The organism is Nocardiopsis sediminis (assembly GCF_042650565.1).
Lineage (GTDB): Bacteria > Actinomycetota > Actinomycetes > Streptosporangiales > Streptosporangiaceae > Nocardiopsis_B > Nocardiopsis_B sediminis.
Genome location: NZ_JBHSBH010000001.1, coordinates 74958 through 101195, shown reverse-complemented (window position 1 = coordinate 101195; position 26238 = coordinate 74958). Strand labels below are relative to the sequence as shown.

Genomic DNA, 26238 nt, shown 5'->3' with positions numbered 1-26238 from the left:
CGCGGGGGAGCGGACGCCGAGGCGCCCGCTCCCCCGCGGACCGGCCTACCCCCGCTGCGGCCCGCCGTGCCGCCCCCTGGGGCACGCTCGCCTCCTCGCTCTGCTCCAACGGCCCCGCGGGTGGGCCTTCGGCCAGTGGCGGCGCCGCCTCCGCTCGCTCGTCGGCCCGCTGTGCCGAGGGCGTTGCACGGCGGGCCGCACAGGCAGGGGGGCCGGCTAGGTCGCCGCCGGGACGGGTGTACCGCCCTCGGCGGGCTGGGCGACCTTCTCGATCCGCACCGCCGCCGCCTTGTACTCCGCCGTCCCCGCGATGGGGTCGGTGGCGTCCAGGGTCAGCAGCTGGGTGTCGACCTGGTCGGGGAAGTGGAACGTCATGAACACCAGCCCGGCCCGCATCGACGGGGTCACCGACACCGGCACCAGCACCGAGCCGCGCCGCGAGGAGACGCGCACGGTCTCACCGTCGGCCACCCCCAGCCGCTCGGCGTCCTCGGGCGAGAGGTCGAGCAGCTCGCCCCGGCGCAGCGGCGAGGAGAACCCGCTCGTCTGCACCCCGGTGTTGTAGTCGTCGAGCCGGCGCCCCGTGGTGAGCCGGAACGGGAAGTCGTCGTCGAGCAGGTCGACCGGCGGGGAGTGCCCCACCAGGCCGAACGGAGCGGGGGTCCCCCGCTCCTCGGGGTCGGCCGACCACAGGCGGGCGTGCAGGTAGCCCGGCTCGAGCGTGTCCTCGGAGTAGCAGGGCCACTGGATGCCGTGGTGCTCCTCCAGCCGGGCATAGGTCATGCCGCGGTGGATGGGCGACAGCGAGCGCAGCTCGTCCCAGACCTCCTCGGCCGAGGGGTAGCGCCACGGGTGGCCCATCCGCTGGGCCAGGTCGCAGATGATGTGGATGTCGTCGCGGGCCCCCGGTGGCGGGTCCAGCGCCTTGCGCACGAGCTGCACGCGCCGCTCGCTGTTGGTGAAGGTGCCGTCGGACTCGCACCACGACGCGCTCGCCGGGAGCACGACGTCGGCCAGCTCGGCGGTGCGGGTCAGGAAGATGTCCTGCACCACCAGGTGGTCGAGCGACTGGAGGCGGCGCGTGGTCTTGAGCGTCTCGGGCTCCGACTGCACCGGGTTCTCGCCGATGACGTAGAGCGCCTTCAGCTCGCCCTCGTCCATCGCCTCGAACATCTGGGTGAGCGTCTTGCCCTTGCGCGGCTGGATGTCGGTGTCCCACACCTTCTCGAACCGGGCGCGCACCGCGGGGTCGAGGATGTCCTGGAACCCGGCCAGCCGGTCGGGGATGGCGCCCATGTCGCCGCCGCCCTGCACGTTGTTCTGGCCGCGCAGGGGTTGCAGGCCCGAGCCCGCCCGGCCCACGTGCCCGGTGAGCAGCGCGAGGTTGATCAGCGCCCGGACGTTGTCGGTGGCGTTGTGGTGCTCGGTGATGCCCAGCGTCCAGCTCAGCTGCGCCCGCTCGGCGCGGGCGTAGGCGTGGGCCAGCTCGCGGATCGCCTCGGCCGGGACCCCGGTCTCGGCCTCGGCCGCGGCCAGGGTCCACGGCTCGACCAGCTCGCGGTACTCCTCGAAACCGCTGGTGCCGCGCTGGACGAAGGTCTCGTTGACCAGCCCGGCGTGGATGATCTCGCGGCCGATCGCGTGGGCGAGCGGGATGTCGGTGCCCACGTTGAGCCCCAGCCAGCGGTCGGCCCATTCCGCCGACGACGTCCGCCGGGGGTCCACCACGTAGAGGCGGGCGCCCCGGTGCACGCCCTTGAGCACGTGCTGGAAGAAGATCGGGTGGGCGAAGCGGGGGTTGCCGCCCCACACGACGATGAGGTCGGTGTCCTCGACGTCGGCGTAGGAGGACGTGCCGCCGCCCGACCCGAAGGCCGCCGACAGCCCGGCGACGCTGGGGGCGTGGCAGGTGCGGTTGCAGGAGTCGACGTTGTTGGTGCCCATGACGACGCGGGTGAACTTCTGGGCGACGAAGTTCATCTCGTTGGTCGCCCGGGCGCAGGAGAGCATGCCGAAGGCGTTGGGGCCGTGCTTGCCGACGCTGTCGGTGAAGGCGGCGGCGGCGCGGTCCAGGGCCTCCTCCCAGGAGGCCGGGCGCAGCTCGCCGTGCTCGCGGACGAGGGGGTGGGAGAGCCGTTCGTAGGAGGTGGGCTGGCGGTCCGATCGCATCTCGGCCTCGCTTGGGTCGTCGTGGCCACGGTGGTCATCGATGATAGAGATTGTCTACAGTATGCGCCGATTTCACGTCGCGGCAAGGCCGCCCGGCGCGGCGTGCGGACCGGCGGGCGGAGCGGACCGGCCCGGCGGCGGGGACGGCGGGGCCTCCAGCGTCGCACGGCGCCGTACCCGAGAGGGGCCGCCGCGCCGGATTCCGCCGGCCGTCCCGGCCCCCGCCGCCCCCGGGCGCCGCTCAGGCCGCCGGCGTGCCGGCCCCGGCGTGCGCGGCCGCCGGTGAAGCCGCGGCAGCCGCGGCCGGAGCCGCCGTCCCGTCGATCAGCCGCTGGTTGAGCAGCCGCGCCACCGCGTCCACCGATCGCAGGGTGGGCACTTCGGCCCCGGTCAGGTCGGCCAGCTCCACCACGGCCGTCAGGATCACGTCCAGCTCCATGGGCCGGCCGCGCTCGACATCGTGCAGCGTCGAGGTGCGGTGGTCGCCGGCGCGCTCCGCTCCGGCCAGCCGGCGCTCGATGGAGATCCCGGGGCGGATGCCCAGCCGGGCGGCCACCTCCAGCGTCTCCGTCATCATGGCCCGCGCGAGCGCGCGGGTGGACCGGTCGCCGCAGATCTGGGCCATGGTCGAGCGGGTCAGGGCGCTGAGCGGGTTGAAGGTGATGTTGCCCATCAGCTTCACCCAGACGTCCTCGCGGATATCGGGCTCGATGGGGCACTTGAGGCCGCCCGCGATCATCGCCTCGCTGAACGCGCGGCAGCGGTCGGAGACCTCCCCGGTGGGCTCCCCGATGGAAAACCGGGTCCCCTCCATGTGCCGGATCACGCCGGGGCCGGCGATCTCCGTCGCGGCGTAGACGACACAGCCGATGGCGCGCTCCACGGGGATCGCCCGGCTGACCGACCCGCCCGGGTCGACCGTCTCCACGCGCCGGTCGGCGAGCGGGCCGCCGACGCCGTGGAAGTACCACCAGGGGATGCCGTTCTGGGCGGCCACGACGGCGGTCGCGGGGCCCATCAGCGGGCGCAGCATCGCGCCGGCGTCGGCGTAGTGCTGGGCCTTGAGGCCGAGGAAGATGTAGTCGACCGGCCCGACCTCGGCCGGGTCGGAGGTGGCGTGCGGACGTGCGGTGAAGTCGCCGCGCGGGCTGAGCACCCGGACACCGTCGGCGCGCAGCGCCTCCAGGTGGGCTCCGCGGGCGATGAGGTGGACGTCGGCCCCGCCGCGGTGCAGTGCCGCACCCGCGTAGGCGCCGATAGCGCCGGCGCCCAGAACGGCTATGCGCATGAGCGCTCCCTTCTCTCGGGGGACGGAAGTTGTATACAGTATGCTAAGCACGAGTGGTCGTGTCAGTGGCACTTTCGACGGAGAAGGAACGTGCGACCTGGTGGGAACGGGAAGTTCTCCGGTTCTTCTCACCGGATCCGCGGCCCCCGGCCGCCGGGGGTGGGGGCTCCGCGGGGATGCCGCTGGTCACCGCCCGCGCGGGCCGCGGGACTCCGCCGCCAGCGGAGCCCGCGGCCGCGGCGCCCGAACTGCGCGGCGTGCCGGGGCTGAGAAAGCCGTGGGATTTCGTAGACTGTCTACACCATCCATGACGGACGGACCCCGGAGTGACGCTCATGACCTCACAGCCGTTGAAGGCCGCGGTGGCCGGGCGGGTGCAGCGGCCCGTGCCGCTGCGCGAAGCCGTCTACGAGGCGATCCTCGATCTGATCATCACCCGAGAACTCCCGCCCGGCCGCCACCTGGTCGAGAGCGAACTCGCCGAACGGCTCGGAGTCTCCCGCCAGCCCGTCCGGGAGGCCCTGCAACGGCTCAACAACGAAGGATGGGTCGACCTGCGGCCCGGCTACGGCGCCTTCGTGCACACCCCCACCGAGAGCGAGGCCGACCAGCTCCTCGCCGTCCGCGCCCTCCTGGAGACCGAATCGGCCCGGCTGGCCGCCCGCAACGCCGGCGACCCCGAAATCGCCCTCCTGCGCGAACTGTGCCGCGCCGGAGCCGACGCGGTCGGCGCCGACGACGTCGACGCCGTGGTGACCGCCAACGCCGACTTCCACCGCGGCGTCATCCGGGCATCGGGCAACACCGTCCTGGCCGAACTCGCCGCCCAGGTCGACCGCCGCGTCCGCTGGTACTACGCCCCCATCGCCCGCGCCCGCGGAATGGCGTCCTGGCACGAACACGCCCTCATCATCGACGCGATAGCCGCCCGCAAAGAGGACGAGGCCGCCCGCCTCATGCGCGACCACACCGAACGCACCCGCCGCACCTACCACGACCGCATCGACCACCCGGAGGACGAGGGGGAGTAGGAGAGCCGCCTCCGGGGGCGGCAGGGGTCACCGTCCTCTCGCCAGCAACTCGAACAGGCTGGAGAATCCCTGTCCGCCGTGGCCGTCGGCGATCCGGCGATCCATCAGTTCCTTGACCTCCCGCATCCGCACGGCTTCCACACCGATGGACTCGCGGTGGCCGATCATGTCGTCCATCAACGCAGCCTGGACGCTGAGCGGGCCCAGATCCGGCGGGTAGTAGCCGTTCTTGACCGCCTTCCCCATCTGGGTCAACAACGGCGGGTAGGCGGCCACCGATCCGGCGATACGCTCGGTGAACTCCACCACGTCGACCCCCTCCGCCTGGACCAGCCTGAGCGTGTGGAGATAGCCGATGAGCAACTCGTAGCCGACCGCGACCTGGGCCATGAACTCCACGGCGGCCAAGCCGGCGTCCTCGCCGTGGTAGGTGACGCTGCCCAACTCCCGCAACGTCGAATCATGGGCGTCGAACGCTCGGCGGGACCCGCTGAACGGGAACATGATGCGGGGCGTGCCCACATAGGGCGGATCGCCCATGATCTTGCCATCGAGGTATTCGGCGCCCCGTTCACCCGCCCAGCGCTCGTTGGCCCGCGCCTGGCCGGGGGACCCGCTCGTGAGGTTGACCAGCACCTTGCCTGCGACCGCGGCATCGACGTACCCCAGTACCTCGTCGACCGCTTTGCCGTCGAGCAGGCAGACCACGACGAGCGGGCTCGCCGCCACGGCCTCCGCCGCCGTCGCGGCCGCAGTGGCGCCGGCGTCGACCAACGGCGCGCTCTTGCTCGCGGTCCGGTTCCAGACCGTTGTGCGATACCCGCGGTCGACGAACGCCTTGGCGATCGCCGACCCCATGTCACCCAGCCCGAGCACGGAGACCTGCCCGACCGCGCCACTGGGGCCTCCGGTTGAGGTCGTCGTCATGGTGTTCCCTTCCGTACCGTTCGCACATCGCCGATCCGCTGACGCGGACACCGCGAGCATGCAACCTCAAGTACGGTCAAGGTCAACCAGGTGTGGGCCCCGGCGCCGTCCGCCCAAGGGCCGGCCCGGCTCCCAGAGCTACCAGGCCGCGAAGAAGCTCCGCGAGGGGCGCACGGCCGCAAGGCCGGGCGGAATCCCCGCCTTCAGGCAGGGGAGTCGTCAGGTCGAGCGCGTCGCCGACTTGCTCGTCGAGGACGAGCTCGCCTGCTATCGGCCCAACCCCGCGCACCAGCGGGCCAAACTGCTCGAAGTCACCGCGACCGGCCGCGCCGCCTTGCGCAGGATGCAGGCGGCCTACACCCGGCTGGCCCTCCGCACCACCGAAGGCCTGGACCCGGAAAGGCTCGACCTCGCACGCGAGACCCTCAGCGAGCTACAGCGCCGCCTCGAATCCGAACTGCCCTGATGCCCGCCGAGCGGTGAGTCGTCTTCGCCCTGAGGGGGCAGGTCACCGATCCTTTCGGGCATGCTCCTCCTCCCACAGCTCGACCACCAGAGCGGCGAAGTCGCCGCAGGGCTCGATATCGCCACCATCGCCGGTCCACCACTGATACGCGGTCCACTCCCCGTTCTCGGCGACGCTGTCGGCGAGCAGCAGGTAGTGTCCGCTTCCGCCGTTGTCGCTCGCGATCAGCAGGGACCGCTCCAGCAGCCGCACCCGCGCCCGGTCCTCCTCGTCGTTGATGTCGATCACATCAGGATCCGACCAGACTTCGAAGAGCATCGGATCCACATCGGGGAACCACCCGATGTCGGTCACCGGGAAGGCATCGACCGCATAGGAGAGCATCTTCCAGCCGTTGCTGGTCAGCAGGAAGTTGCGGTAGGTCGGCGGCAGCCGCACCCCGAGCCGCTGCTCGGCGGCGAGGATCTCTTCCTCACCCGCCGGTTCGAAGCCGAGCCATTCGGCGCTCCGCTGTGCCTCGCTCACAAAGGGATCGCGTCTGCCGTCCGCCTCTATCGCATGCAGGAACTCCGACCCCAGGAACTCCAGGCTGTAGCGCTTGAGGAAGGCGTGCCACTCCGTGACGGTCGAAGGCGGGACGAGGGTCATGGGTGGACTCCTTCAGTGGTCGACAGATCGCGGACATCGTCGCAGCAGGGTCCGACATCCCGGGGGCTCGTGCGGGGGGACCTCGCTCATCATGCCGATCCACGACGCGTTCACCGTAGGCGGGACCTACCCCTTCCGGGTGGAGACGGGAGCTACGCGGTCCGCCGGATGGGAGCGGCCAGGAAGGGAGTCAGTACCGCGAGCAGCTCGCGCGGCCGGTGCAGCGGGATGATGTGGCCGCAGTCCTGGATGATGTGACCGGTGAGATCGTCGGAGATCGGCCGGAGTTGCCGCTCCAATGCGGCGCCGACGGGGTGTGCACCGATCGCCAGGGTCGGCACGGTCAGGCGGGCCGCCGCCACGGCCGTCGCGATCTGCGCTGAGCTCTCCGGCAATGCCCGGTAGTAGGAGAACGCGCACCGCAGCGCCTCGCGTCCGGTGTAGGCCGCTACGAAGGCGTCGCGCAGCGCAGGCCGCACGCCCTCGCCCAGCGTGCCGCTGCGCAGGAACCAGTCGATGAGCGGAACGCGTCCCGGCGCGGAGACCTGCTCTCCCCGAAGTGCCCGACCCGCCGGTTGCTCGACCGGATCGGTACCAAATGGACCTCGATGGCGGTCAAGGTACTGGCGGGGGCGGCCCCCGACGAGGTCCGGTTCGCCGAGTTGCGGCGCCGCATGCCCGGTATCTCGCAGAAGATGCTGTCGGTCACCCTCCAGAGCCTGGTGCGCGATGGCCTGGTGGCCCGCCGCGTGGAACCGACCGTGCCGCCCGGCGTCCACTACCGGCTCACCGACCTCGGCCGCTCACTTGAGGGCCCGCTCGCCGCGCTGCGCAACTGGGCCGAGACCTACATCGCGGAAATCGAGCGGAACAACCGCCTGGCCGAGGGCCCGGGTGCGGGCGACCGATGAAGCGAGAGGGTCCGAGTGAGGGACCGGCCTGCCGCCCCCTCCCGGGTCACACCCCGTCCCGCGGAATGGTGTTGTTCCACGTCCGCGACGACACCCGCACCCCGTTCTCGTAGGCGTCCAGGGTCGCGTGGAGGAGGAACTCGGTCGTCGTCGACGACAGGACCGTCGTCGTGACCGTTTCCGCGTCCCAGTCGCCGCGTTGGAAGCGCATGCGCCATTCGGTGCGGCCCCGGGCCGATGTGAAGTCGTCGCCCTGGGCGTGGTAGGTCTCCGTGGAGCGGCGGGTGACGGTGAGGTCGATGTCGTCGAAGCGGACCGTTCCCAGGTCCTTGACCACGTTGAGGGAGGAGCCGTAGTCGACGAGGTCGCGCTCCACCCACCAGCGGTGCTCGCCGGGGGCGACCTGGGTGGTGGTCAGCGGCTGAGTGCCCTCCGGGGGGTCGAAGGGGCGCTCTGAGACGCGGTCGCCCTTCTGGCACGGGCGGATCGGCAGGATCAGCTCGGTCGCGCCCTCCAGGAAGACCCGCAGCTGGGCGGGTTCCGGCGGGGGCCAGGCCAGCGGCCAGTACGACGTCGAGATCGACACCCGCAGCTTGTGCCCCGGCGGGAACGCCTGCGCCACGCCGTTCATGGCCACCGTCACGCGGTAGCGCCGCCCCGGCACCAGGCGCTCGGGCAGGGAGTGGCACTTGGCGTGGGTGAGGTTGAGCAGCCCGTAGGTGACCCGGGTGGCCTTGCCCTGCTGGTCGACGTCGGAGAGCCGGACCGCCACCATGGCCACCGGCCGGTCGCAGGTGAACTCCAGGTTCAGCAGCGGGGCGCCCAGGATCTCGGTGCGCTCGGCCAGCACCTCGCTGTCGAACACCAGCGAGCCGCCGTCCTCCTCCCGCTGGTCATAGGGCAGGTCGGGCGGGGCGTTGTAGGAGCACCACTTCCCGGCGAACTGGCCGACGGTCAGCGGGGACAGGACCGTGGCCTCCGCGGGCGGCACGTCCGCGCCGGGCCGGGCGAGGTGGTTGGCCATCAGCGGGCGGCGCTCCTCGACGATGTGCGGGGAGGGCCACGACGGCTCGCCGACCCACCGGCCGGGCCGCTCCTCATAGGCGGTGGAGGGCGGCATGCTCTCCTGCATCCAGCTGCGCAGCATCGGCTCGTCCATGACGTCGTTCTCGATGTCTTTGAGCCAGCGGTCCCACCACCGCACGCACTGCTGCACGAAGCCGATCGCCGGACCCGGGACGCCCAGGTGCGGGTACTTGTGCGACCACGGCCCGATGAGCCCGAGCCGGGGCACCTTCAGCGACTCCATCAGCCGGAACACGGCGTTGGAGTAGCCGTCGGCCCACCCGCTCACGGCCAGCACGGGCACCTCGATCGCGGAGATGTCCTCGCACACCGAGCCGTGCCGCCAGAACTCGTCGCGCCGCTGGTGGCGCAGCCAGGTGTCGAGCCACAGCCCGCTGTGGTCGATGCGCTCGTGCCACATCCGCCGCCACTTGTCGCCCACCACCTCGGGGTCGGGCGGGCAGGAGGTGTAGGCGAACATGGTGGAGGCCCACGAGAGGTTGTCGCTGAGCAGGCAGCCGCCCATGTAGTGGACGTCGTCGGCGTAGCGGTCGTCGGTGGAGCAGACGGTGATGATCGCGCCCAGGCTCTCGGGCCGCCGGGCGGCCACCTGGAGGGCGTTGAACCCGCCCCAGGAGATCCCCATCATCGCCGTCCGCCCGCTGCACCAGGGCTGGCCGGCCAGCCAGGCCAGCACCTCCTCGGCGTCGATGAGCTCCTGCTCCAGGTACTCGTCCTGGAGGACCCCCTCGGAGTCCCCGCTGCCGCGCAGGTCGACCCGCGCGCAGGCGTAGCCGTGGCCGGCCATGTAGGGGTGGTGGATGGAGTCGCGCTGGGCGGTGAGGTCGCGCCGCCGGTAGGGGATGAGCTCCAGCACGGCGGGGACCGGCTCCTCGTCGGAGGACTCGGGCCGCCAGATGCGGGCGGCCAGCCGGGTGCCGTCCGACATCGGGATCCAGACGACTTCGTCCTCGCGTACCTTGTGCGGCAGGGACGTCACGATGCGCATGGGTGTCCCTCCCCTTTCAGTGGGTCGTCCTCTGGGCGCACTCGGCCTCCCCGTCGCCGGGGATGTCGTCGATCCGGAACGGGAGCCGCTCCACGCACCGCTCGTAGGTGCGCCGCAGCTCCTCGGTGTCGTCGCCGGCGACGAACACCTGCGCGAGCTCGTAGCTGTAGCTGTCCTGTCCATGCAGGTCGGACAGGTGGTCGCCGTCCTTGACCGCGATCTTCACGGTCGTCCCCGGTATTTCGCGTTCCATGCGTGCGATGTCCTCCCGGGTGGGCACCGACCGCACGATCCCGTCGGTGAACCGGCGCAGGAACCACTTGGCCGCGACCGCGTACTCGCCCGCGCCGTGCGTCAGCTCCGGTTCGCGGCCCAGGGCCAGCCGGATCAGCGGCTCGTGGTTGGGCGCGCCGTCGACGTGGGCGAGCATCCGGGCGTGGGACTGCGAGTGCCGCGGGTTGACCTCCAGCAGGCGGATGTCTCCGGTCTCGTCGTTCCAGAAGTACTCGATGTTGAACGTGACCGAGTCCAGCCCGATGCGGCGGATCACCCGCCGGCTGAGGTCGCCCAGCTTCTCCTGCACGTCCTGCGGCACGCAGGAGGGGTACTGGTAGCGCAGGAAGCACGAGGTGCCGGGGTAGGTCAGCGAGTCCACGATCCCGTAGACCACGGGCTCGCCCCGCCACACGTAGCCCTCGACGGTCAGCTGCCGGCCGCACGCCTCCTCCTCGGCCAGGCACGCCGACCCGCCGGCGGCGGCGACCTCCTCGGGCAGGTCCACCCGGTCGAGCACGAACTCGAAGGGCTCGCCCAGGCGCCCGCTGCCCTCGCGGATCTGGGCGAGCGCGTCGCGGAACTGCTCGTCGTCGGTGACGCGGAAGGCCAGGATGGAGGAGAACGACTTCACCGGCTTGAGCCACAGCGGGTACCTCAGGTGGTTCGGTGGGCGCCGGGCCGAGAAGTCGATGGCGGCGAAGGCGGGCACCTCGTCGATGACCGCGGCCTGCTCCAGCCGGCTCCAGTACTTGTGCTCGCAGGTGACCACGGACCGCAGCGACGACGCCGGCAGGCCCCGTTCGGAGCACAGGATGGGCACCAGCGTGCTGACGGGGAAGTCCCAGAAGCCGATGATGGCGTCGACGGTGCCGTCGAAGGCGTCGAGCCGGGCGCGCGCGGCGTCCAGCAGATCCGGCAGGTCGATCGTGTCGCCCTGGAGCCGGTCCATGTCCAGGAGCGGATGGAAGCGGTAGTCGGACGCGCGCGGGAGGCTGTCGAGGATGGCGCGGTTGTGCTCGTCCAGTCCCAAGACGAACACGTTGTCCCCTTTTTCCCCCGTTTGTCGCATCATGAGGTGCCCGACTACCCGGAGATGGCCGCTCGGAACTCCGAAACGGCAACGGGCGCCCCCGGCCACCTGCGGAGGCGCCCGTTGCGCGTCATTCGCGGCGCAGGTAGGCCATCGCCGACTTCATCCCGCCGTCGCCGAAGAGCTCGGAGACCGTGACGAAGTGGTAGCCCTTCTGGTGCAGGGCGCTGAGGATGCCCGGGAGCGCCTTGGCGCTGGGCTCGTGGATGTCGTGCATCAGGACGATGCTGCCCTCCGCCGCCTGTTTGAGCGCGATGTCGGTGATCTTCTTGGTGTCGCGGCTCTGCCAGTCCATCGTGTCGACGTCCCACAGGATCGCCGGCATGCCGATGGCCTTGAGCGTGGCCTCGTCGTAGGAGCCGTAGGGGGGCCGCATGACGGCCGGCCGCACCCCCGCGGCCTTCTCGATCGCGTCGGAGGTGCGCGCCAGGTCCTTGCGCACGCCCGACTCCGACACCCCCGACAGGTCGGCGTGGTCCCAGGTGTGGTTGCCGATCTCGTGGCCGGCCTCGGCGGTGCGCGCGACCACATCGGGCATCTCCCGCACCATGGTCCCCAGCACGAAGAACGTGGCCCGCGCCGAGTACTTGGAGAGCTCGTCGAGCACCCCCTCGGTGTACTCGCCGGGCCCGTCGTCGAAGGTGAGCGCCACGCACGGCACGCGCGAGCAGTCCAGCCCCGGCCCCTTGTGCGCGTCGGCGGCGGACCCGCCGAGGTCCACCTTCTGTTCGGGCGTCGTCTTGGCCGCGTCGCGCACCATCATCCCGAACTCCGAGAGCAGGGGATCGGTCCCCTCGTTGGAGAACACGACCTGGACCTTCTCGTCGCGGCCGGGGATCTCGCCCGGGCTGAAGTTCACCGCCAGGGCGCCCGAGGAGGTGAAGCCGATGTCGTCCAGCGGCGAGTCCGCCAGTTTCGCGGCCAGGCCCTCGGCGTCCTTGGGCGCCACCGCCTTCGGCGCGGCCGGCAGCTGCGGCTCCTCGGGCGAGACCGTGGGCAGCCCCGCGGGCAGGCCCTCCTCGTCCACCCCGTGCTGCTCGCGCAGCCGCCGCGCAGTCTCGGCCCCGGCGACGGTGACCGAGGCCTCGTCGCTGAAGAGGGCCGTCCAGGGCAGCACGGTCTTCTTGGCGGTGTCGTACCAGCGGGTGGTGCCCGACTCCTCGGTCCCGGTGGCCGTGGTGCGGGTGCTGACCACGCGCGCGCCCAGCACGTCGGGCGTGGCCGCCAGGAAGGTCGCCTTCTGGTCCAGCTCGGCGTCGCCCTCGCTCTTGCCGCGGGTCAGGAACTCGGTCTGCGTCTCGGCCATGATGGTGCGCAGCTCGCTGGTGAACGTCCGCGCTCCGGGGACCGACGGGGACTCGATGCTGACGCGTACGCCGCCGTGCTCGGCGCGCTCGGCCAGCATCTGGGCGCCTTTGATCCACTTGGGCGCGACGGTGACGAGGTCGTCTCCTGCGGCGCCGTAGCCTCCGGAGTGGCAGGCGGGTGTCGCCAGGAGCGCCAGTCCGGCGCAGGTGCTCAGCACGGCGCGCGTGCGGTTCGGTATGCGCATTGCCACGGTGGCCCCCATCTGGTCGAGATACCTCAGATCGGACAGTTGGTTCCGATCAGACACTTTGGGTCTGATCAGGACGTCAACACAAAACGTGGTCGAACGACTCCTTATCGTGAAAGTACGGCGCAGATGGCCACGCTGCAATCAGGTCAAAATCGTGCATTCGGGACCGAAGGGTCGGGGTGTGGTGCCCGCGGTTACCCGCGGATTACCCGGGAGCCCGCTGCGCGTCGGCGATGCAGGCCGGGCAGAGGGGGCGGAAGCGTCGTTCGTCGCTAATTTGGTCATTAACCGGTAAACACCGCAATTGCGATGAACGCCCTGTTCACCCCATGTGTGCGACCTGTCCGGTACGCCCCCTGGGCGACACGGCGAAAACCGCTTGCCCGCACACCGGCGCGGCCCGTACCCTTCGGACGTGCGCAAGTGACATCGAGACCACCACCCGCGTCCGCGGCGGCCCGTCCCCAAGGGGAGCGCGGCCCAGGCCCGGCGGGTGCCCGAACCCATTCGGTGTGGCCTCGATGTCGGCTCCGGCACACGTCCCGGCCCCCGATGGCCCACCGCTGCGCACGGCGCCCCACGAGGCCCGCCTCCCCATGAACCAGGAGGTGGCCTATGCGCCACGCCATGAACACCCCGTCGACGCCCCGGCCCGCGGCCGGCCCGGCGCCGCTGATCGCCGTCCACGACCTCGCCAAGTCCTACGAGGGACGGCCCGTCCTGGACGGCATCGCCCTCGACGCCGCCCCCGGCGCGCGCCTGGGCCTGGTCGGCGAGAACGGGATCGGCAAGTCCACGCTGCTCAGGCTCGTCGCCGGCATCGAAGACCCCGACTCCGGCCGGATCTCCCGGCCCGAGGACACCGGGTTCCTGCACCAGGAGCCGCCCTACCCCGGCGACGCCACCCTGGACGACATCGTGGAGCAGGCGCTGCGCCCCGCCCGCGAGATCGAGGCGCGCCTGGCCGGGCAGGCCGCCCAATTGCGCGACCGCCCCGAGGACGCCGCACTGCTCGCCGACTACGCCGCCACCCTCGAACTCGCCGAGGCGCGCGAGGTCTGGGACGCCGACCGGCGCGCCGACATCGTGCTGGCCGGCCTCGGCCTGGACGGCGTGGAGCGCGGGCGCCGCACCGACGCGATGTCGGGCGGCCAGCGCAGCCGGCTGGGCCTGGCCGAACTGCTCATACTGCGCCCCCGGGCGCTCCTGCTCGACGAGCCCACCAACCACCTCGACGACGCCGGCGTCGCCTTCCTGGAGGACTACCTGCAAGAGCTACCGGGTGCGGTGCTGCTCGCCAGCCACGACCGCCTCTTCCTGGACCGGGTGTGCACCGGCATCCTCGACCTCGACCCCGCACGCGGCGGCCCCACCTCCTACGGCGGCGCCTACTCGGCCTACCTGCGCGAGAAGAAGCGCGAGCGCGAGAACTGGGAGCGCCAGTACGCCGACGAGCAGGCCGAACTGCGCCGCCTGCGTGAGGCCGTGCGCACCACCGCACGCAACGTCGCCTACGGCCGGGCCCCGCGCGACAACGAGAAGATGGGCTACGACTACAAGGGCGGACGCGTCCAGAGCCAGGTCTCGCGCCGCGTGCGCAACGCCCAGCGGCGCTTGGACGAACTGGACCGCGACCAGGTGCGCAAGCCGCCCGCACCGCTGTCCTTCGGGGCCGCCCTCACCGGCGGATCGGGCGACGGCACGGCGCTCATGGCCCGCGCCGTCGACGTCCCCGGCCGGCTCACCCTGGACCACCTCGACCTGCCCGCGGGCGGACGGCTCCTGGTCACCGGCCCCAACGGCGCCGGAAAGTCCACCCTGCTCCAGGTGCTGGCCCGCCGCCTCGATCCCGGCGGCGGCACGGTCCACTGGCAGCGCGGGGCCACCGTCGCCCTGCTCGAACAGGACGTCCGCTTCGCCGAACCCGGCACCACCGCCCGCCGCTACTACGAGGCCATGACCCGCGACCGGAGCGACGCGCCCCAGCTGGGTGCGCTGGGCCTGGTGGCGCCGCGCGACATCGAGCGCCCCGTGGGGCTGCTGAGCGTGGGCCAGCGCCGCCGCCTCGCGCTCGCGCTGCTCGTGGCCACCTCGCCCCAGGTGCTGCTGCTGGACGAACCCACCAACCACCTCTCCCTGGCCCTGGCCGAGGAGCTGGAGGAGGCGCTGCGCACCACGCCCGGCGCGGTGGTGGTCGCCAGCCACGACCGCTGGCTGCGCCGCGGCTGGGACGGCGCCGAACTCCGCCTCGACCAGGGCAGGGTCACCGAGCGCATCCCCGGCCCCTGACCCGCGGCCGCCACGGGGGGGCACCCGGGGGGCGGGCGCCGCGGCGCCCGCCCCCCGGGTGCGTACCGGATGGCCGTTTCCGGCCATCCACCTCGAGTTGCCCGCTGTGTCATGACAATGAGCCACATGACCATCACCCGAAGTCTGATCGCGGGCGCGCTTGCGGCCGTCGCCACCGCCGGATGCTCGTCGTCCGAAACGCCGGATGCGGCCGGGGACGCCGCACCGTCGTCCTCGCCTCCGTCCCCCGAAGCGGAGCCGTCCTCGCCCGAGGCATCTCCACCCGCGCCGGAGGCGGCCGACGGGCGTGATCTGGATGCCTGTGCCGACGGCGACTGCGAGGTCTTCGTCTCGGAGGGGGACGTCATCCACCTGGACGGCGACCAGAGGGTCGCGCGTCTCACCTTCACCACGGTCACCCCCACGGAGATCGCCGTGGCGGGGTCGTACCCGGACATGCCCGACACCGACATGGCCTTCGTGCAGGTCGACCCGAGCGTACCCTCCGACCCGGACCAGGACCCCACCCACGGCATCAATGAATTGGGCTTGTGGTATCTCGGGGTGAACGGCGACGAAGTGGTCGTGCGGTTGGCGCAGGTCGAACCGGAGGCGCCGGATGCCGGCTGAATGACCGTCGGGGAAGGGGTGCTGCGCTGCTGCGGGTCGACTCCCTGACCGGGCCGGGCCAGGGCGCCCGCCCCGGCCCGGCCCGGCCCGGCCCGGTCAGACCGCCGGGTCGGGCTCTGCGGCGGGGGTGGCGATGCGCAGGGCGGTGACGAGCTCGCGGTAGAGCCCGTCGGTGCGCAGCAGCTCGGCGTGGGTGCCCACCGCGCGGGGGCGGCCCGCCTCCAGGACGATGATCCGGTCGGCGTCGATCACCGTCGACAGCCGGTGGGCGATGGTCACCACCGCCCCGCGGGCCGCCAGTCCGCGGATCGAGTGCTGGATCGCGGCCTCGGTGCGGCCGTCCAGCTGCGCGGTGGCCTCGTCCAGCAGCAGGATCTCGGGGTCGGAGACCAGCGCGCGGGCCAGCGCGATGCGCTGCCGCTCGCCGCCGGAGATGACCGCCGTCGACAGCGAGGTGTCCAGCCCCTGCTCCAGGGTGCGCGCCCGCTCGTCGAGCCGGACCGCGCGCAGCGCCTCCCACAGGTCGTCGTCGCCGGCCCCGGGGTGGGTGTAGCGCAGGTTGTCGGCCAGGGTGCCCGGCACCAGCGGGGTCTCCTGCTCCACATAGGCGATGCGCCGGCGCAGCTCGGCCAGCGGCCAGTCCGCCAGCGGCACGCCGTCGAGCGCGACGTGGCCGTGCTCGGGCTGGAGGAACCGCAGCATCAGCGAGAACATCGTGGTCTTGCCCGCCCCCGAGGGCCCCACGATCGCGGTGTGGCCGGTGCGCGCGATGTCCACCGTCACCCCGTCGAGCGCGGGCGCGCTGCCGGGGGCGTAGCGGGCGGTCACCCCGTGGAACGACAGCACCGGCCCCGGCGCCGTGCGCCGCCCCGCGCCCGGCCCGCGGGCGCCTCCACCGGGCCCGCCGCTGCCCCCGTCCGCAACGGGACCGGCGGCGGTACGCGGCGCCGCCGGCTCGACGCCGAGCCGGTCCACCTCAGAGATCCGCGCGGCCGCGGCCACGCCCGATTGCAGCGAGGTGACCACCTGCGACAGCTCCATCGCCGGCATCATCAGCTGGAATGCGTAGAGCAGGAACGCGACCAGCGCCGAGACCGCGAGCGCGCCGGCGCTCACCCGATAGGCGCCGATCGCCAGGACCAGCATGATCGCCACCGAGATGCCGGTGCCGGTGATGGTCCAGGCCACCGCCTCGATGCGCACCGCGCGGATCCCCTGCCGGGCGGACTCCTCGGCTTCGGTGACCACCCGGTCGGACTCGCGCTCCTCAGCGCGGCTGGCCTTGACGGTGCGGATGGCGCGCATCGCCCCTTCCAGCGCGGCGCCCATGCGCCCGATCGCGGCCTGCGCCTGCTTCTGCGCCTCGGCCAGCCGCGGCATGAGCACCGAGATCAGGACCGTGACCACGACGATCACGGCGACCATGGCCCCCAGCAGGACCAGGTCGAGCGTCGCCATGAGCGCCAGGGCGCCGGCCAGGCCGACGATGCTGTTGACGAAGGAGACGACGCTGGAGGCCACTGCCTCGCGCATGAGGACGGTGTCGGAGGTGACGCGGGTGACGAACTCCCCGCTGGAGCGGCCGGACAGCTCCTCGATGCGCACCCGGAACAGCCGGCGCACCATCGAGGTGCGCACGGACAGGACGACCTGCTCGCCCAGGCGGCCCATCATGATCCACTGCACCAGGCCCACGACGCCGCCGACGACCAGCAGCGCCACCAGCACGCCGACCCAGGGGGCGATGGGCGCGGCCCCGGCCAGGCCGTCGAGGATCTCCTTGGTGACCAGCGGTGTCGCCAGCTGGGTGCCGGTGGCCACGAGCCCCAGCACGATGCCCACTGCGAGCACCCACCGGTGCGGCCGGACGAACGACCACAGCAGCCTGAGGTTGGGCCAGCGGACCGGGAGGTCGTCCGGCCGGGGGCCCGTGTCGGTTTCCACCGCATACTCCGATCGTGGATCGATGTTCAGGAACAAAACCGGAGATTACCACTATGGGACATTCATGTCCCATTATTATTTCCCGGTGGTTCAGTACGGGGAAGCCGCGTGGTACCTTGCCGTGCATGACGAGCCCAGTCAGTGAGCGGACCGGCGCACGCGGCCGCACCCGGCGCGCCATCATCGACGCCGCGGCGGCCGTGCTCGCCCGCGACCGCGCCGCCACGCTCGCCGACATCGCCAAGGCCGCCGAGGTCGGGCGCAGCACGCTGCACCGCTACTTCCACGACCGCGACGACCTGCTGCGCGCCCTGGTCGAGGACTCCCTCCGGGGGCTGGACCGGGCGGCGGCCGACGCCCGCCCCCACGAGGGGCCGCCGCTGGAGGCCATGCGCAGGGTGGTCGCGTCCATGGTCGAGGTGGGCGACCGCCTCGTGCTGCTGTTCGCCGACCCCGCCCTGCTGGAGGCCTACGGCCCCGCCGACACCGCCTGCGAGGGCCCCGGCGACGACGACTACCTCCTCGACCTCATCCGGCGCGGCCAGGCCGACGGCGTCTTCGACCCCGGTGTCAGCGACGTCTGGATCCAGAACACCGTGTGGGCGCTCGTCTACACCGGCTGCGAACTGGTCGACAAGGGCGTGCTCCCGCGCCACGGGGTCGCCCAGATGGTGGTGCGCACCCTGGAGAACGGCATCGCCGCACCCGCTGCTGCGGGGGCCGCGGCCGGCCCGCCCGCGGCCCGGGCCAACGCCGGGCAATGATCGTTCCAGGATCGGCCCAAAGCCCCGCTGAGACCCGCGCGGCCGGGCAGGTCCACCCCCGTGCGACCGATGCTCGCCCGAACCGTGGAGACCCTGCCCGAAGGTGTCCACTGGCGGTATGAACCCAAATGGGACGGATTCCGCGCCATCGCCGAGCGCGATGGCGGCCGGATCCGCATCTCATCGCGGTCCGGGCGCCGGCTCGACGCCCGGTTCCCCGAGGTCGCAGGGTCGCTGCTCGCAGCGCTGCCCGACGCCACCACCCTCGACGGCGAGATCGTGCGCTGGTCGGGGGAGGGGCTCGACTTCGACGCCCTCCAGCGCCGCAACCGTGCCTCCCTGTCCACCGCCGAACGCCTCGCCGACGAGGAGCCCGCCCACTTCATCGCCTTCGACCTGCTGCGCCTGACCGGCGCCGACCTCACCCAGAGCGCGCTGGCCCACCGCCGCGACCGGCTGGAGAAGCTGTTCGCCGGCGTCCACGACCCGCGCCTGATGCTCGGCTGGCAGACCTCCCGCGCCATCGTGGCCCGCCAGTGGTTCGACGGGCTGTCCGGGGTCGGGCTGGAGGGGCTCATGGTCAAGGACGCCCGGCGCGCCTACGCGCCCGGCCGCCGCGACTGGCTCAAGTTCAAGCGCCGCATCACCACCGAGGCCATCGTGGGCGGCGTCATCGGCCGCACCGACCGGCCCAGCGCGCTCATCCTGGGCCGCCCCGACCCCGCGAGCGGGCAGCTGCGCATCGCCGGGCGCACCGCCGAACTCACCCGGGCCCAGCAGGACGGGCTGTCCGGGCTGCTGCGGGAGGCCGGCGACGACCATCCCTGGCCGCGCCGGCTCGCGCCCGCCTGGGGCACCGGCGAGCCCGTGGTCTATGTGCGGGTGGAGCCGGAGGTGGTGGTGGAGGTCGAGCCGGACCCGGCGGTCTCGGCCGGGCGCTGGCGCCACGTCGTCCCCTACCTGCGGCCCCGCTCCGATGTGGGACCCGCCGACGTCCCCACCGGGCTGGACCTGGAGACGTGAGGCGGCGTCCCCAGTGGCCCCGTGCTCGTCCGGGGCGCCGGTCAGGAGGCGGCGGTCTCCCGCTGCGCGCGGGAGACGGCCTTCTCCAGGTCGGCGCGCGACATCTTGGAGCGTCCGGGCACCTTCAGCTCGGCGGCCAGCCGGGACAGGTCGGTCTTGGACATCTCCGACACCGGCGGGGCCTGGCGCGGCGCCGCGGCGCGGCCCGCCTTGCGCCCCTTGCCCTTGCGGGTCCCGGTGCCGCTGCCGAGGCTGGCGCGCAGCGCCTCGGTCAGCTCCACGACGTTGGTGCGCGGCTTGGGCGGGCCCTCGTCGCGGTAGCGCAGCCGGCGGCCCTCGTGCTTGGCGTCGATCAGCTCGCCCAGCCGCTCCTGGTAGGCGTCGCTGTAGGCCTCGGGCCGCCACTCCTCGGCCATGGACTCGATGAGCTGTCCGGCCAGCTCCATCTCCCGCCCGGCGAGATCGGTCTCGGGGATCGCGGGCAGCACCTCGTCGGGGTCGCGCACCTCGTCGGCCCACCACAGGGTGCTCAGCGTCAGCACCCCGTTCTGCGGGCCGATGACGGACAGGTGCTGGCGCTCGCGCATCACCAGCCGGGCGACCCCCACCCGCTCCGCGCGCTCCAGGACGGCGCACAGCAGGTTGTAGGGCTTGGCCGAGGTCTTGGCGTCGGGGGCCAGGTAGTAGGTGGAGTTGTACCAGAGGGGTTCCACCGCGCCGGCGGGGACGAACGCCGAGATCTCCAGCGTCCGCGAGCGGCCGGGGGCGATGGACTCCAGCTCCTGGGGTTCGAGCACCACGTACTCGTCGCTGTCGTCGACGTTGGCGCCCTTGATGATGTCGGCCGGCGCCACCTCCTCGCCGGTGCGCTCGTTCACCCGGCGGTAGCGGATCCGGTCGGAGGTGCCCCGCTCGAACTGGTGGAAGCGCACCCCGTGGCGCTCGGTCGCCCCGTAGAGCCGTACCGGCACGTTCACCAGGCCGAACGACAGCGACCCCTTCCACACCGGCGATGCCATGGCCCACCTCCCGTCCTCTCATGTGCCCCATGCCCGATATCGGGTAAATCGTCCGAACATAGGGGTAAAGACCGAAAGGGGATCCGGTGCCCGCTCCCGCCGCCGAGACGCTGAAAGCCGGCGGCCGCACCGTCACCGTGCAGCGGCCGGGCAAGGAGCTGTTCGGCGCGGGCGGCGTCACCAAGGGCGAACTCGCCCGCTACTACCGCGCGGTGGCCCCGGCGATGCTGCGCCACCTGCGCGGGCGGCCCCTGGCGCTCCAGCGCTTCCCCGAGGGCATCGAGGCCGAGGGGCAGGGCTTCTACGTCAAGAACCGCCCCGGATTCGCCCCCTCCTGGGTGGCGTCGGCCGAGGTGCCCCACGAGCACGGCGGCACCTCGCAGATGATCGTCTGCGACGACGCCGCCACCCTCGTCTGGCTCGCCGACCAGGCCGCCATCACGCTGCACCCCTGGCTGAGCCGGGCCGGCGACCTGCGCCGCCCCGACCGGATCATCCTCGACCTGGACCCCGCGGGCGACGACTTCGCCGCGGCCCGCCGGGCCGCCCGCGACGTGCGCGCCGTGCTGGAGGAGCTGGGGCTCGCCGCCTACGTCATGACCACCGGATCGCGCGGCCTGCACGTGGTCGCGCCCATACGGCCCGAGATCGACGCCTGGCACGCCCGCGACCTCGCCCACATCGTCGCCGAGACGGCCGCGGCCCGGCGGCCCGGCGACCTCACCACCCACGTGCGCAAGCAGCGGCGCCGGGGGCGGCTGTTCATCGACTACCTGCGCAACGGCTACGCGCAGCTCGCCGTGGCCCCGTACTCGGTGCGCGCCCTGCCGGGGGCGCCGGTGGCGACCCCGCTGGCCTGGGACGAGCTGGACGGCGTCGAGTCGGCGCGCGCGTGGACGGTGCGCACCATCGGCGACCGCGCCGCCGCCGACCCCTGGCGCGACCTGGCACGCCACGCGCGCTCGCCCCTGAAGGCGGTCGACCGGCTGGGCGGGTGAGCGCCGAGCGTAGCCGATGGCGGCGGAGCGGGGCCGGTGGAAACGGCCGATGGCGGCCAATCGGGCAAAGGGGATCTACGTCATCAAGGCGTGCACTGGCGTCGAATCTCCCTATCTGGCCATGCCTGACCTCCGCAAACGCCACAGCGTCACCCGACGGCAACGAACCCTTGCGCTCGAATCGGTAACAGAACTCCCGTTCGACCGGCTTACCGCCGCGCGCGGACTCGCACATTTGAGACCATCATTGGCATCACCACCGCAACCCCGAAAGAGGGAGCAGAATGAGCTACGGTACCGGGGGTCAGCCTCCCTACGGGGCAGGAGGCTGGGGAGGGCCTACCCCACCCCCGCCGCCGCCCGGTGGCGGCTACGGACCGCCGCCGCCACCACCCCCACCGCCCCCGCTCGGGCCCCAGGAGCCGCCCGCCAGCCAGGGCAGCGCCATCGGCGCCCTGATCGCCAACGTCATCGGGCTGTGCCTGTGCTGGGTCGCGACCCTTCCGGGCCTGATCCTGGCGATCATCGGCCTCAGCATCGCCAGCAGCAACCCCTCGGCCGCGCGCACCTGCACGCTGATCTCGTGGATCCTCTTCGGTGTCGGCGCCGTGGCGGGCGTCATCTACATCGCCATCTACGGGTTCGCGCTCTTCGGCTCCCTCGCCACGAGCTACTAGCGCCGCGACCCCCGCCGGCCCGGCCGGCACGCGGCAGCACGGCACCTGCGCCCCGGCCCTCGGGCCGGGGCGTTGCGCATGGGGCGGCACGCCCCGGGGATCAGCGCCCCGGACCGGAATGGTCGGCGTTCATGATGACGATCGCGCCTTCATTGGTCCGCCGCGCCGAGACCCGGCGGCCGAGCTGGGACCCCGCGGCGCGGGCGGCCCTGCGGATCTTGTCGGCCTCGACCTGGGCGGGGATCTCCACGGCCTCCCGGCGGCGCAGCGCTCGGATGATCTTCGAGACCAGAGCGGCGTGTTCGGCGTCGGCACGGCGCTGCTCGTCTCTGAGGGAGGACGCGTCAACGGGGTGAGGGTTGTCGGGCATGGACCGAGACTATCCGTGGCGGCGCGAACCCACCAGGCCACCAGTGTTAAGACGTCTTGGACCAGGTGTTTCGCCGGGGGCGACCTGGGGGAGAAGGGCGGGGGCCCGCGGAGCGGGCGGTGGCCCCCGCCGCTATCAGGGGGTGGTGCCCTCGGCGGTGCCGCAGAGGCTCGCCGCGACGATCTCGCGGAGCTGGGCGACGATGTCGGCGCGGTCGCGCTCGAACGCGGGGTCGGTGAGCTCGGCGGGGTCGTCCGCGCCCAGGTCCAGCACGGGGGTGTGGACGTGGCCCGCGGGGATGGCGCGCTCGGTGGCGTCGCGCAGCAGGGTGTTGCGGTAGGCGATCTCGTTGGAGAGGTAGTCCCCGCCGCCACCCGCCCGTGCCCGCGAGCCGGGCGTGGGGCCATCGGGGCGCACGACGGGCTCCTCCGCGCCCGCCGGGACCTCGGTGACCTCGGTGTTGTCGTGGATGGGGAAGCGCCCCGCGGCGCGCTCGATGATCGCCTGGCGGGGGAGGGTGGAGGCGGTCCACTGCGGCAGCGGCTCAGGGGCGGGGAAGCCGTCCGCGGGGGGCACGGGGCCCGGGGCGGTCAGGCGCTCATTGTCGGCGCGCGGGCCGCGCCATGCGCCATTGTGGGCCTCCAGGTCGAAACGGCCCTCGCCGCCCTGGCTGACGGTGATGACCGCGTCGGCGGCCATCGCCCCCACCGCGGGCGCATAGTGCGGGTGGAGGGTGCGTTCGACCATGCCGCCGGTGAAGTCGCGCCAGCGCACCGGGAAGACGGCGGTGCGCACGACCGCGGTGCGGTCGCCGACCTGGAAGGTGGCGTCGTGCAGGGTGAGCGCTCCAACCCCGGAGGGGTTGGAGCGGCGCACGTCGTCGTCCAGCAGGAAGGGGTCGAAGCCGGTCACGACGACGCGCAGGATGCGCTCGTCGGGCGGGAACACGAGGTCGTCGTGGCCGCGGGAGGCGAGTTCGAGCCGGCTCGAGAGCGCGGCGCGGTCGGCGGCGGTGACGGTGAACGGGGGAGCCCAGGTGCGCAGCCGCGCGCCCAGGGTCAGGCGGGCCCAGTACAGCGGGCGGTCGTCGGCGATCTCGCCGTTGTGCCGGACGGCCTCGGTCCACAGGCGCCGCCCGTGGGCGGCGACGACCTGGCCGGCGTCGTGGAGGTCGGTGGCCGCGTCGAGGTCGGCGGCGAACAGGGGTGCCGCCGCGGCGAACCCGGAGCCGCGCAGGATCGCCTGGGGCGCCTCCAGATCGGCTCGGTCTTCCTCGGCGGTGGTGGCGGTGGCGTTCATTGGGATCCTTGAGTGCAGGCCCCCTGGGGCGAGCCGAGGGGGAGGATGCGCATCCTTGGCCGACAGTCTCTGCGTCTGCTGGTGCCGGGGTCACGTGGGGTCGTGAACCGTGCTCCGTGCCGCCGCGGGGGCGGGGGCGTCGGGGGTGGGAACGCGGGTGCGGCGTCACCGTCCTTCCATCGTGATCGTTCGGGGGCCGGAGGCGTGCCGGCACCGGGGCGCCGCGTGGGCGCGGTGCCCGCTCGCGCCGGCGGCGGGCCGGGGGAGCGGGACCCGGTCAGGGCCGGGGGAGAGCGGTCCGAGCGGGCGCGGCCGGTCGGGACCGAGCCGGAGTTTACCGTTCGCGCGTGACGGCCCCGGGCGGCGCGCCCCGCCGGGGGCGGCGGTTAGGCGGTGGTGGCGCTGGGAACGAGATCCCTGCCCGCCCTGCACCTCTCGACGAGGAGAGACCGCGCATGATAATCCTCCCCACCACCGACCAGTTGCGCGAGCGCGCCGGCGCCGCGCTCGCCCGTTGTGGCGCCGAGCCGGTAGACGACGCGTCCGGGCTGCCGGGCCGCACCCCCTTGACCGGCGGGGTGCTGTTCGGGGTCCCCGCGACCGATCCGGAGGGGGTCGGCGCCGCCGTCGGCGCGGCTCACGCCGCCTTCCGCGACTCCTGGCGGGGCACGCCCGCGCCGCAGCGGGGGGAGCTGGTGCGCCGGCTCGGCGAGCTCCTGCGCGAGCACAAGAGCGACCTTGCCGACCTGGTGACCATCGAGGCGGGCAAGATCCGCTCCGAGGCGCTGGGCGAGGTGCAGGAGATGATCGACGTCTGCGACTTCGCGGTGGGGCTCTCGCGCCAGCTCTACGGGCGGACCATGCCCTCGGAGCGCCCGGGGCACCGGCTGATGGAGACCTGGCACCCCCTGGGCGTGGTCGGCGTCGTCACCGCGTTCAACTTCCCGGTGGCGGTGTGGGCGTGGAACACCGCGGTCGCGCTGGTGTGCGGCGACACGGTGGTGTGGAAGCCGTCGGAGGCGACCCCGATGACCGCCCTGGCCTGCCACGCGCTGCTGGCGCGGGCCGCCGCCGACACCGGGGCCCCGGCCGACGTCCACCGGCTGGTGCCGGGCGGGCGCGAGACCGGCGGGGCGCTGGTCGACGATCCGCGGGTGGCGCTGGTCAGCGCCACCGGGTCGGTGCGCATGGGGCGGGAGGTCGCCCCGCGGGTGGCGGCCCGGTTCGGCAAGTGCCTGCTGGAACTGGGCGGCAACAACGCCGCCGTTGTGGCGCCCTCGGCCGACCTCGACCTCGCCACGCGCGGGGTGGTCTTCGGGGCGGCGGGCACGGCCGGGCAGCGGTGCACCACCCAGCGGCGGCTGATCGTCCACGAGGACGTCGCCGAGGCGTTCCTGGGCCGGGTCGTGGACGCCTACGGGCGCCTGGCCGAGCGCATCGGGGACCCTTTCGACGACGCGACCCTGGTGGGCCCGCTGATCGGCGCGGGCGCCCACGAGGCCATGCGCGCGGCCCTGGATCAGGCGACCGCCGACGGCGGCACCGTGCTCACCGGCGGCGCCCGGTGCCTGGAGAAGGACGCCCCCGACGCCTACTACGTCGAGCCGGCGGTGGTGCGCATGCCCGCCCAGACCGAGATCGTGCGCACCGAGACCTTCGCGCCGATCCTCTACGTGCTGACCTACCGGGACTTCGAGGAGGCGGTGGCGCTGCACAACGCGGTGCCGCAGGGGCTGTCGGGCTCGGTGTTCACCCAGGACCAGCGCGAGGCCGAGCGGTTCCTGGCGGCCGAGGGCGCCGACTGCGGCATCGTCAACGTCAACATCGGCACCTCGGGCGCGGAGATCGGCGGCGCCTTCGGCGGGGAGAAGGAGACCGGGGGCGGCCGGGAGTCGGGCTCGGACGCCTGGCGCGCCTACATGCGCCGCGCCACCAACACGGTCAACCACTCCGGCGAGCTGCCCTTGGCCCAGGGCGTCAACTTCCTCTAGCACCCGCGACGCCCGCCTGAGCGCCGGCCGCCCCCGCTGTGCGGGGGCGGCCGGGCGCGCATGGACCCCCGCGCACCGGGCAGAGGTGCGGCATGGACGTGCCGGGGGCCGCGCAGGCCGTGCCCGGGGGAGGGTGAGCGGTGTACCTCGACCACTATCTGACGGTGCTGTCGCGGACGGAGACGGGGCTGGGCAAGGCGCTGGTGGCGGTGGGCCGCCACCACGTCGACGATTCCGGGCTCGCCCACACCTGCGCGCGCATGGCGCGCGAGTGCGACGACCACGTCCGCAGCCTCGACGCCTTCGCCCGCCGGCACCTGCGCTCCGCCGCCGAGGACGTGGAGCACGCCGGGGTGGCGCCCTTCGCCGGCCCCCAGGGCGGCCGGATCGGGCTGCTGCGCGACCTGCACGCCCTCTACCTGCTCGCCGCCGACTGCGAGATCTCCTGGACCATCGCCGACCGCGCCGCCCAGTCGGCGGGCGACGCCGAACTGGCCGAGGTGGTGGCCCGGTGCCACGCCGAGACCTCCGGGCAGGTCGCCTGGCTGCGCTCCCGGATCCGGGAGGTCGCCGGAGCCGCGGTGGTCGCCACCGGGTGACCGCCGCCCGGGCCGCCCGCGCCCGCCGGCAGGCGGCCGCAGCGCCCGCGCCGCGGGGTTTAGCCGCGCGGCGCGGGGTCAGTGGACCGCCCCGACCATGACTGCGGGTGCCGGGGGGTGCGAGGCGATGGAGGTCGACATCACGCTGCGGGTGGACGGCGAGGACCGCCCGGTGCGCGTGGACACGCGCACCACGC

General features: G+C 73.0%; 23 protein-coding genes. 11 read left to right on the top strand and 12 right to left on the bottom strand.

Features of this window, described 5'->3' with window-relative positions:
* Positions 1-216: 216 nt before the first annotated feature.
* A complete protein-coding gene (locus ACFOVU_RS00435) occupies positions 217-2169 on the bottom strand; it encodes a molybdopterin oxidoreductase family protein (RefSeq protein WP_378529238.1) in 1953 nt (650 codons plus the stop codon).
* 241 nt (positions 2170-2410) lie between these two features.
* Positions 2411-3457 carry a 2-dehydropantoate 2-reductase gene (locus ACFOVU_RS00430; protein WP_378529237.1) on the bottom strand — a complete coding sequence of 349 codons (1047 nt, stop codon included), beginning with the start codon at positions 3455-3457 and terminating at the stop codon, positions 2411-2413.
* 335 nt (positions 3458-3792) lie between these two features.
* Here ACFOVU_RS00430 and ACFOVU_RS00425 point away from each other — a divergent pair, with 335 nt between their 5' ends.
* Complete coding sequence (locus ACFOVU_RS00425) at positions 3793-4488, top strand: GntR family transcriptional regulator (RefSeq protein ID WP_378529236.1); 696 nt, start codon at positions 3793-3795, stop codon at positions 4486-4488.
* A gap of 27 nt (positions 4489-4515) precedes the next feature.
* On the opposite strand, the gene ACFOVU_RS00420 is transcribed toward ACFOVU_RS00425, so the two are convergent.
* Positions 4516-5415 (bottom strand): NAD(P)-dependent oxidoreductase, encoded by a 900-nt coding sequence (locus tag ACFOVU_RS00420; RefSeq protein WP_378529235.1) that lies wholly within the window; start codon positions 5413-5415, stop codon positions 4516-4518.
* Between the two features lie 241 nt (positions 5416-5656).
* On the opposite strand from ACFOVU_RS00420, the gene ACFOVU_RS00415 reads away from it, so the two are divergent.
* On the top strand, positions 5657-5881 hold the full coding sequence (locus tag ACFOVU_RS00415; protein ID WP_378529234.1) for a hypothetical protein: 225 nt from the start codon (positions 5657-5659) through the stop codon (positions 5879-5881).
* A 42-nt stretch (positions 5882-5923) separates the two neighbouring features.
* On the opposite strand, the gene ACFOVU_RS00410 is transcribed toward ACFOVU_RS00415, so the two are convergent.
* On the bottom strand, positions 5924-6529 hold the full coding sequence (locus ACFOVU_RS00410; RefSeq protein WP_378529233.1) for an SMI1/KNR4 family protein: 606 nt from the start codon (positions 6527-6529) through the stop codon (positions 5924-5926).
* A 152-nt stretch (positions 6530-6681) separates the two neighbouring features.
* Positions 6682-7008 (bottom strand): alpha/beta fold hydrolase, encoded by a 327-nt coding sequence (locus ACFOVU_RS00405; protein ID WP_378529232.1) that lies wholly within the window; start codon positions 7006-7008, stop codon positions 6682-6684.
* Between the two features lie 96 nt (positions 7009-7104).
* On the opposite strand from ACFOVU_RS00405, the gene ACFOVU_RS00400 reads away from it, so the two are divergent.
* Positions 7105-7440, top strand: a complete 336-nt coding sequence (locus ACFOVU_RS00400; RefSeq protein WP_378529231.1) for a winged helix-turn-helix transcriptional regulator — start codon at positions 7105-7107, stop codon at positions 7438-7440.
* 46 nt (positions 7441-7486) lie between these two features.
* Here the strand turns inward: ACFOVU_RS00400 and ACFOVU_RS00395 are convergent, their stop codons facing one another.
* The 3 genes from ACFOVU_RS00395 to ACFOVU_RS00385 all read right to left on the bottom strand — a co-directional run bounded on the left by ACFOVU_RS00395 (position 7487) and on the right by ACFOVU_RS00385 (position 12432).
* Positions 7487-9514: a CocE/NonD family hydrolase gene (locus tag ACFOVU_RS00395; RefSeq protein ID WP_378529230.1), complete on the bottom strand. Its 2028-nt coding sequence runs from the start codon at positions 9512-9514 to the stop codon at positions 7487-7489.
* A 16-nt stretch (positions 9515-9530) separates the two neighbouring features.
* Positions 9531-10859 carry an ATP-grasp domain-containing protein gene (locus tag ACFOVU_RS00390; protein ID WP_378529259.1) on the bottom strand — a complete coding sequence of 443 codons (1329 nt, stop codon included), beginning with the start codon at positions 10857-10859 and terminating at the stop codon, positions 9531-9533.
* Between the two features lie 91 nt (positions 10860-10950).
* Positions 10951-12432, bottom strand: a complete 1482-nt coding sequence (locus ACFOVU_RS00385) for a polysaccharide deacetylase family protein (protein ID WP_378529229.1) — start codon at positions 12430-12432, stop codon at positions 10951-10953.
* A 621-nt stretch (positions 12433-13053) separates the two neighbouring features.
* Here ACFOVU_RS00385 and ACFOVU_RS00380 point away from each other — a divergent pair.
* Positions 13054-14727 carry an ABC-F family ATP-binding cassette domain-containing protein gene (locus tag ACFOVU_RS00380; protein WP_378529228.1) on the top strand — a complete coding sequence of 558 codons (1674 nt, stop codon included), beginning with the start codon at positions 13054-13056 and terminating at the stop codon, positions 14725-14727.
* 126 nt (positions 14728-14853) lie between these two features.
* The gene (locus ACFOVU_RS00375; RefSeq protein ID WP_378529227.1) at positions 14854-15357 is read left to right on the top strand and encodes a hypothetical protein; all 504 of its coding nucleotides are present in this window, start codon (positions 14854-14856) and stop codon (positions 15355-15357) included.
* Between the two features lie 96 nt (positions 15358-15453).
* Here the strand turns inward: ACFOVU_RS00375 and ACFOVU_RS00370 are convergent, their stop codons facing one another.
* Complete coding sequence (locus ACFOVU_RS00370) at positions 15454-17301, bottom strand: ABC transporter ATP-binding protein (RefSeq protein ID WP_378529226.1); 1848 nt, start codon at positions 17299-17301, stop codon at positions 15454-15456.
* A gap of 125 nt (positions 17302-17426) precedes the next feature.
* Here ACFOVU_RS00370 and ACFOVU_RS00365 point away from each other — a divergent pair, with 125 nt between their 5' ends.
* Entirely contained in the window at positions 17427-18065 is a 639-nt protein-coding gene (locus tag ACFOVU_RS00365; RefSeq protein WP_378529225.1) for a TetR/AcrR family transcriptional regulator, read from the top strand.
* A 69-nt stretch (positions 18066-18134) separates the two neighbouring features.
* Positions 18135-19088 carry an ATP-dependent DNA ligase gene (locus tag ACFOVU_RS00360; protein WP_378529224.1) on the top strand — a complete coding sequence of 318 codons (954 nt, stop codon included), beginning with the start codon at positions 18135-18137 and terminating at the stop codon, positions 19086-19088.
* A 41-nt stretch (positions 19089-19129) separates the two neighbouring features.
* On the opposite strand, the gene ku is transcribed toward ACFOVU_RS00360, so the two are convergent.
* A complete protein-coding gene (ku, locus tag ACFOVU_RS00355; RefSeq protein ID WP_378529223.1) occupies positions 19130-20107 on the bottom strand; it encodes a non-homologous end joining protein Ku in 978 nt (325 codons plus the stop codon).
* An 86-nt stretch (positions 20108-20193) separates the two neighbouring features.
* Here ku and ligD point away from each other — a divergent pair, with 86 nt between their 5' ends.
* Positions 20194-21105, top strand: a complete 912-nt coding sequence (ligD, locus tag ACFOVU_RS00350; protein ID WP_378529222.1) for a non-homologous end-joining DNA ligase — start codon at positions 20194-20196, stop codon at positions 21103-21105.
* Positions 21106-21389: 284 nt separating this feature from the next.
* Positions 21390-21782 carry a hypothetical protein gene (locus ACFOVU_RS00345; RefSeq protein WP_378529221.1) on the top strand — a complete coding sequence of 131 codons (393 nt, stop codon included), beginning with the start codon at positions 21390-21392 and terminating at the stop codon, positions 21780-21782.
* A gap of 100 nt (positions 21783-21882) precedes the next feature.
* On the opposite strand, the gene ACFOVU_RS00340 is transcribed toward ACFOVU_RS00345, so the two are convergent.
* Together ACFOVU_RS00340 and ACFOVU_RS00335 are read right to left on the bottom strand one after the other, a co-directional pair.
* Positions 21883-22152, bottom strand: coding sequence for a hypothetical protein (locus ACFOVU_RS00340; RefSeq protein WP_378529220.1), 270 nt, complete (start codon positions 22150-22152; stop codon positions 21883-21885).
* A 135-nt stretch (positions 22153-22287) separates the two neighbouring features.
* Positions 22288-23451: a pyroglutamyl peptidase gene (locus ACFOVU_RS00335; RefSeq protein ID WP_378529219.1), complete on the bottom strand. Its 1164-nt coding sequence runs from the start codon at positions 23449-23451 to the stop codon at positions 22288-22290.
* A gap of 455 nt (positions 23452-23906) precedes the next feature.
* Here ACFOVU_RS00335 and amaB point away from each other — a divergent pair, with 455 nt between their 5' ends.
* Positions 23907-25442: an L-piperidine-6-carboxylate dehydrogenase gene (gene amaB / locus ACFOVU_RS00330; RefSeq protein WP_378529218.1), complete on the top strand. Its 1536-nt coding sequence runs from the start codon at positions 23907-23909 to the stop codon at positions 25440-25442.
* 140 nt (positions 25443-25582) lie between these two features.
* Complete coding sequence (locus ACFOVU_RS00325) at positions 25583-26041, top strand: hypothetical protein (protein WP_378529217.1); 459 nt, start codon at positions 25583-25585, stop codon at positions 26039-26041.
* Positions 26042-26238 lie beyond the last annotated feature (197 nt).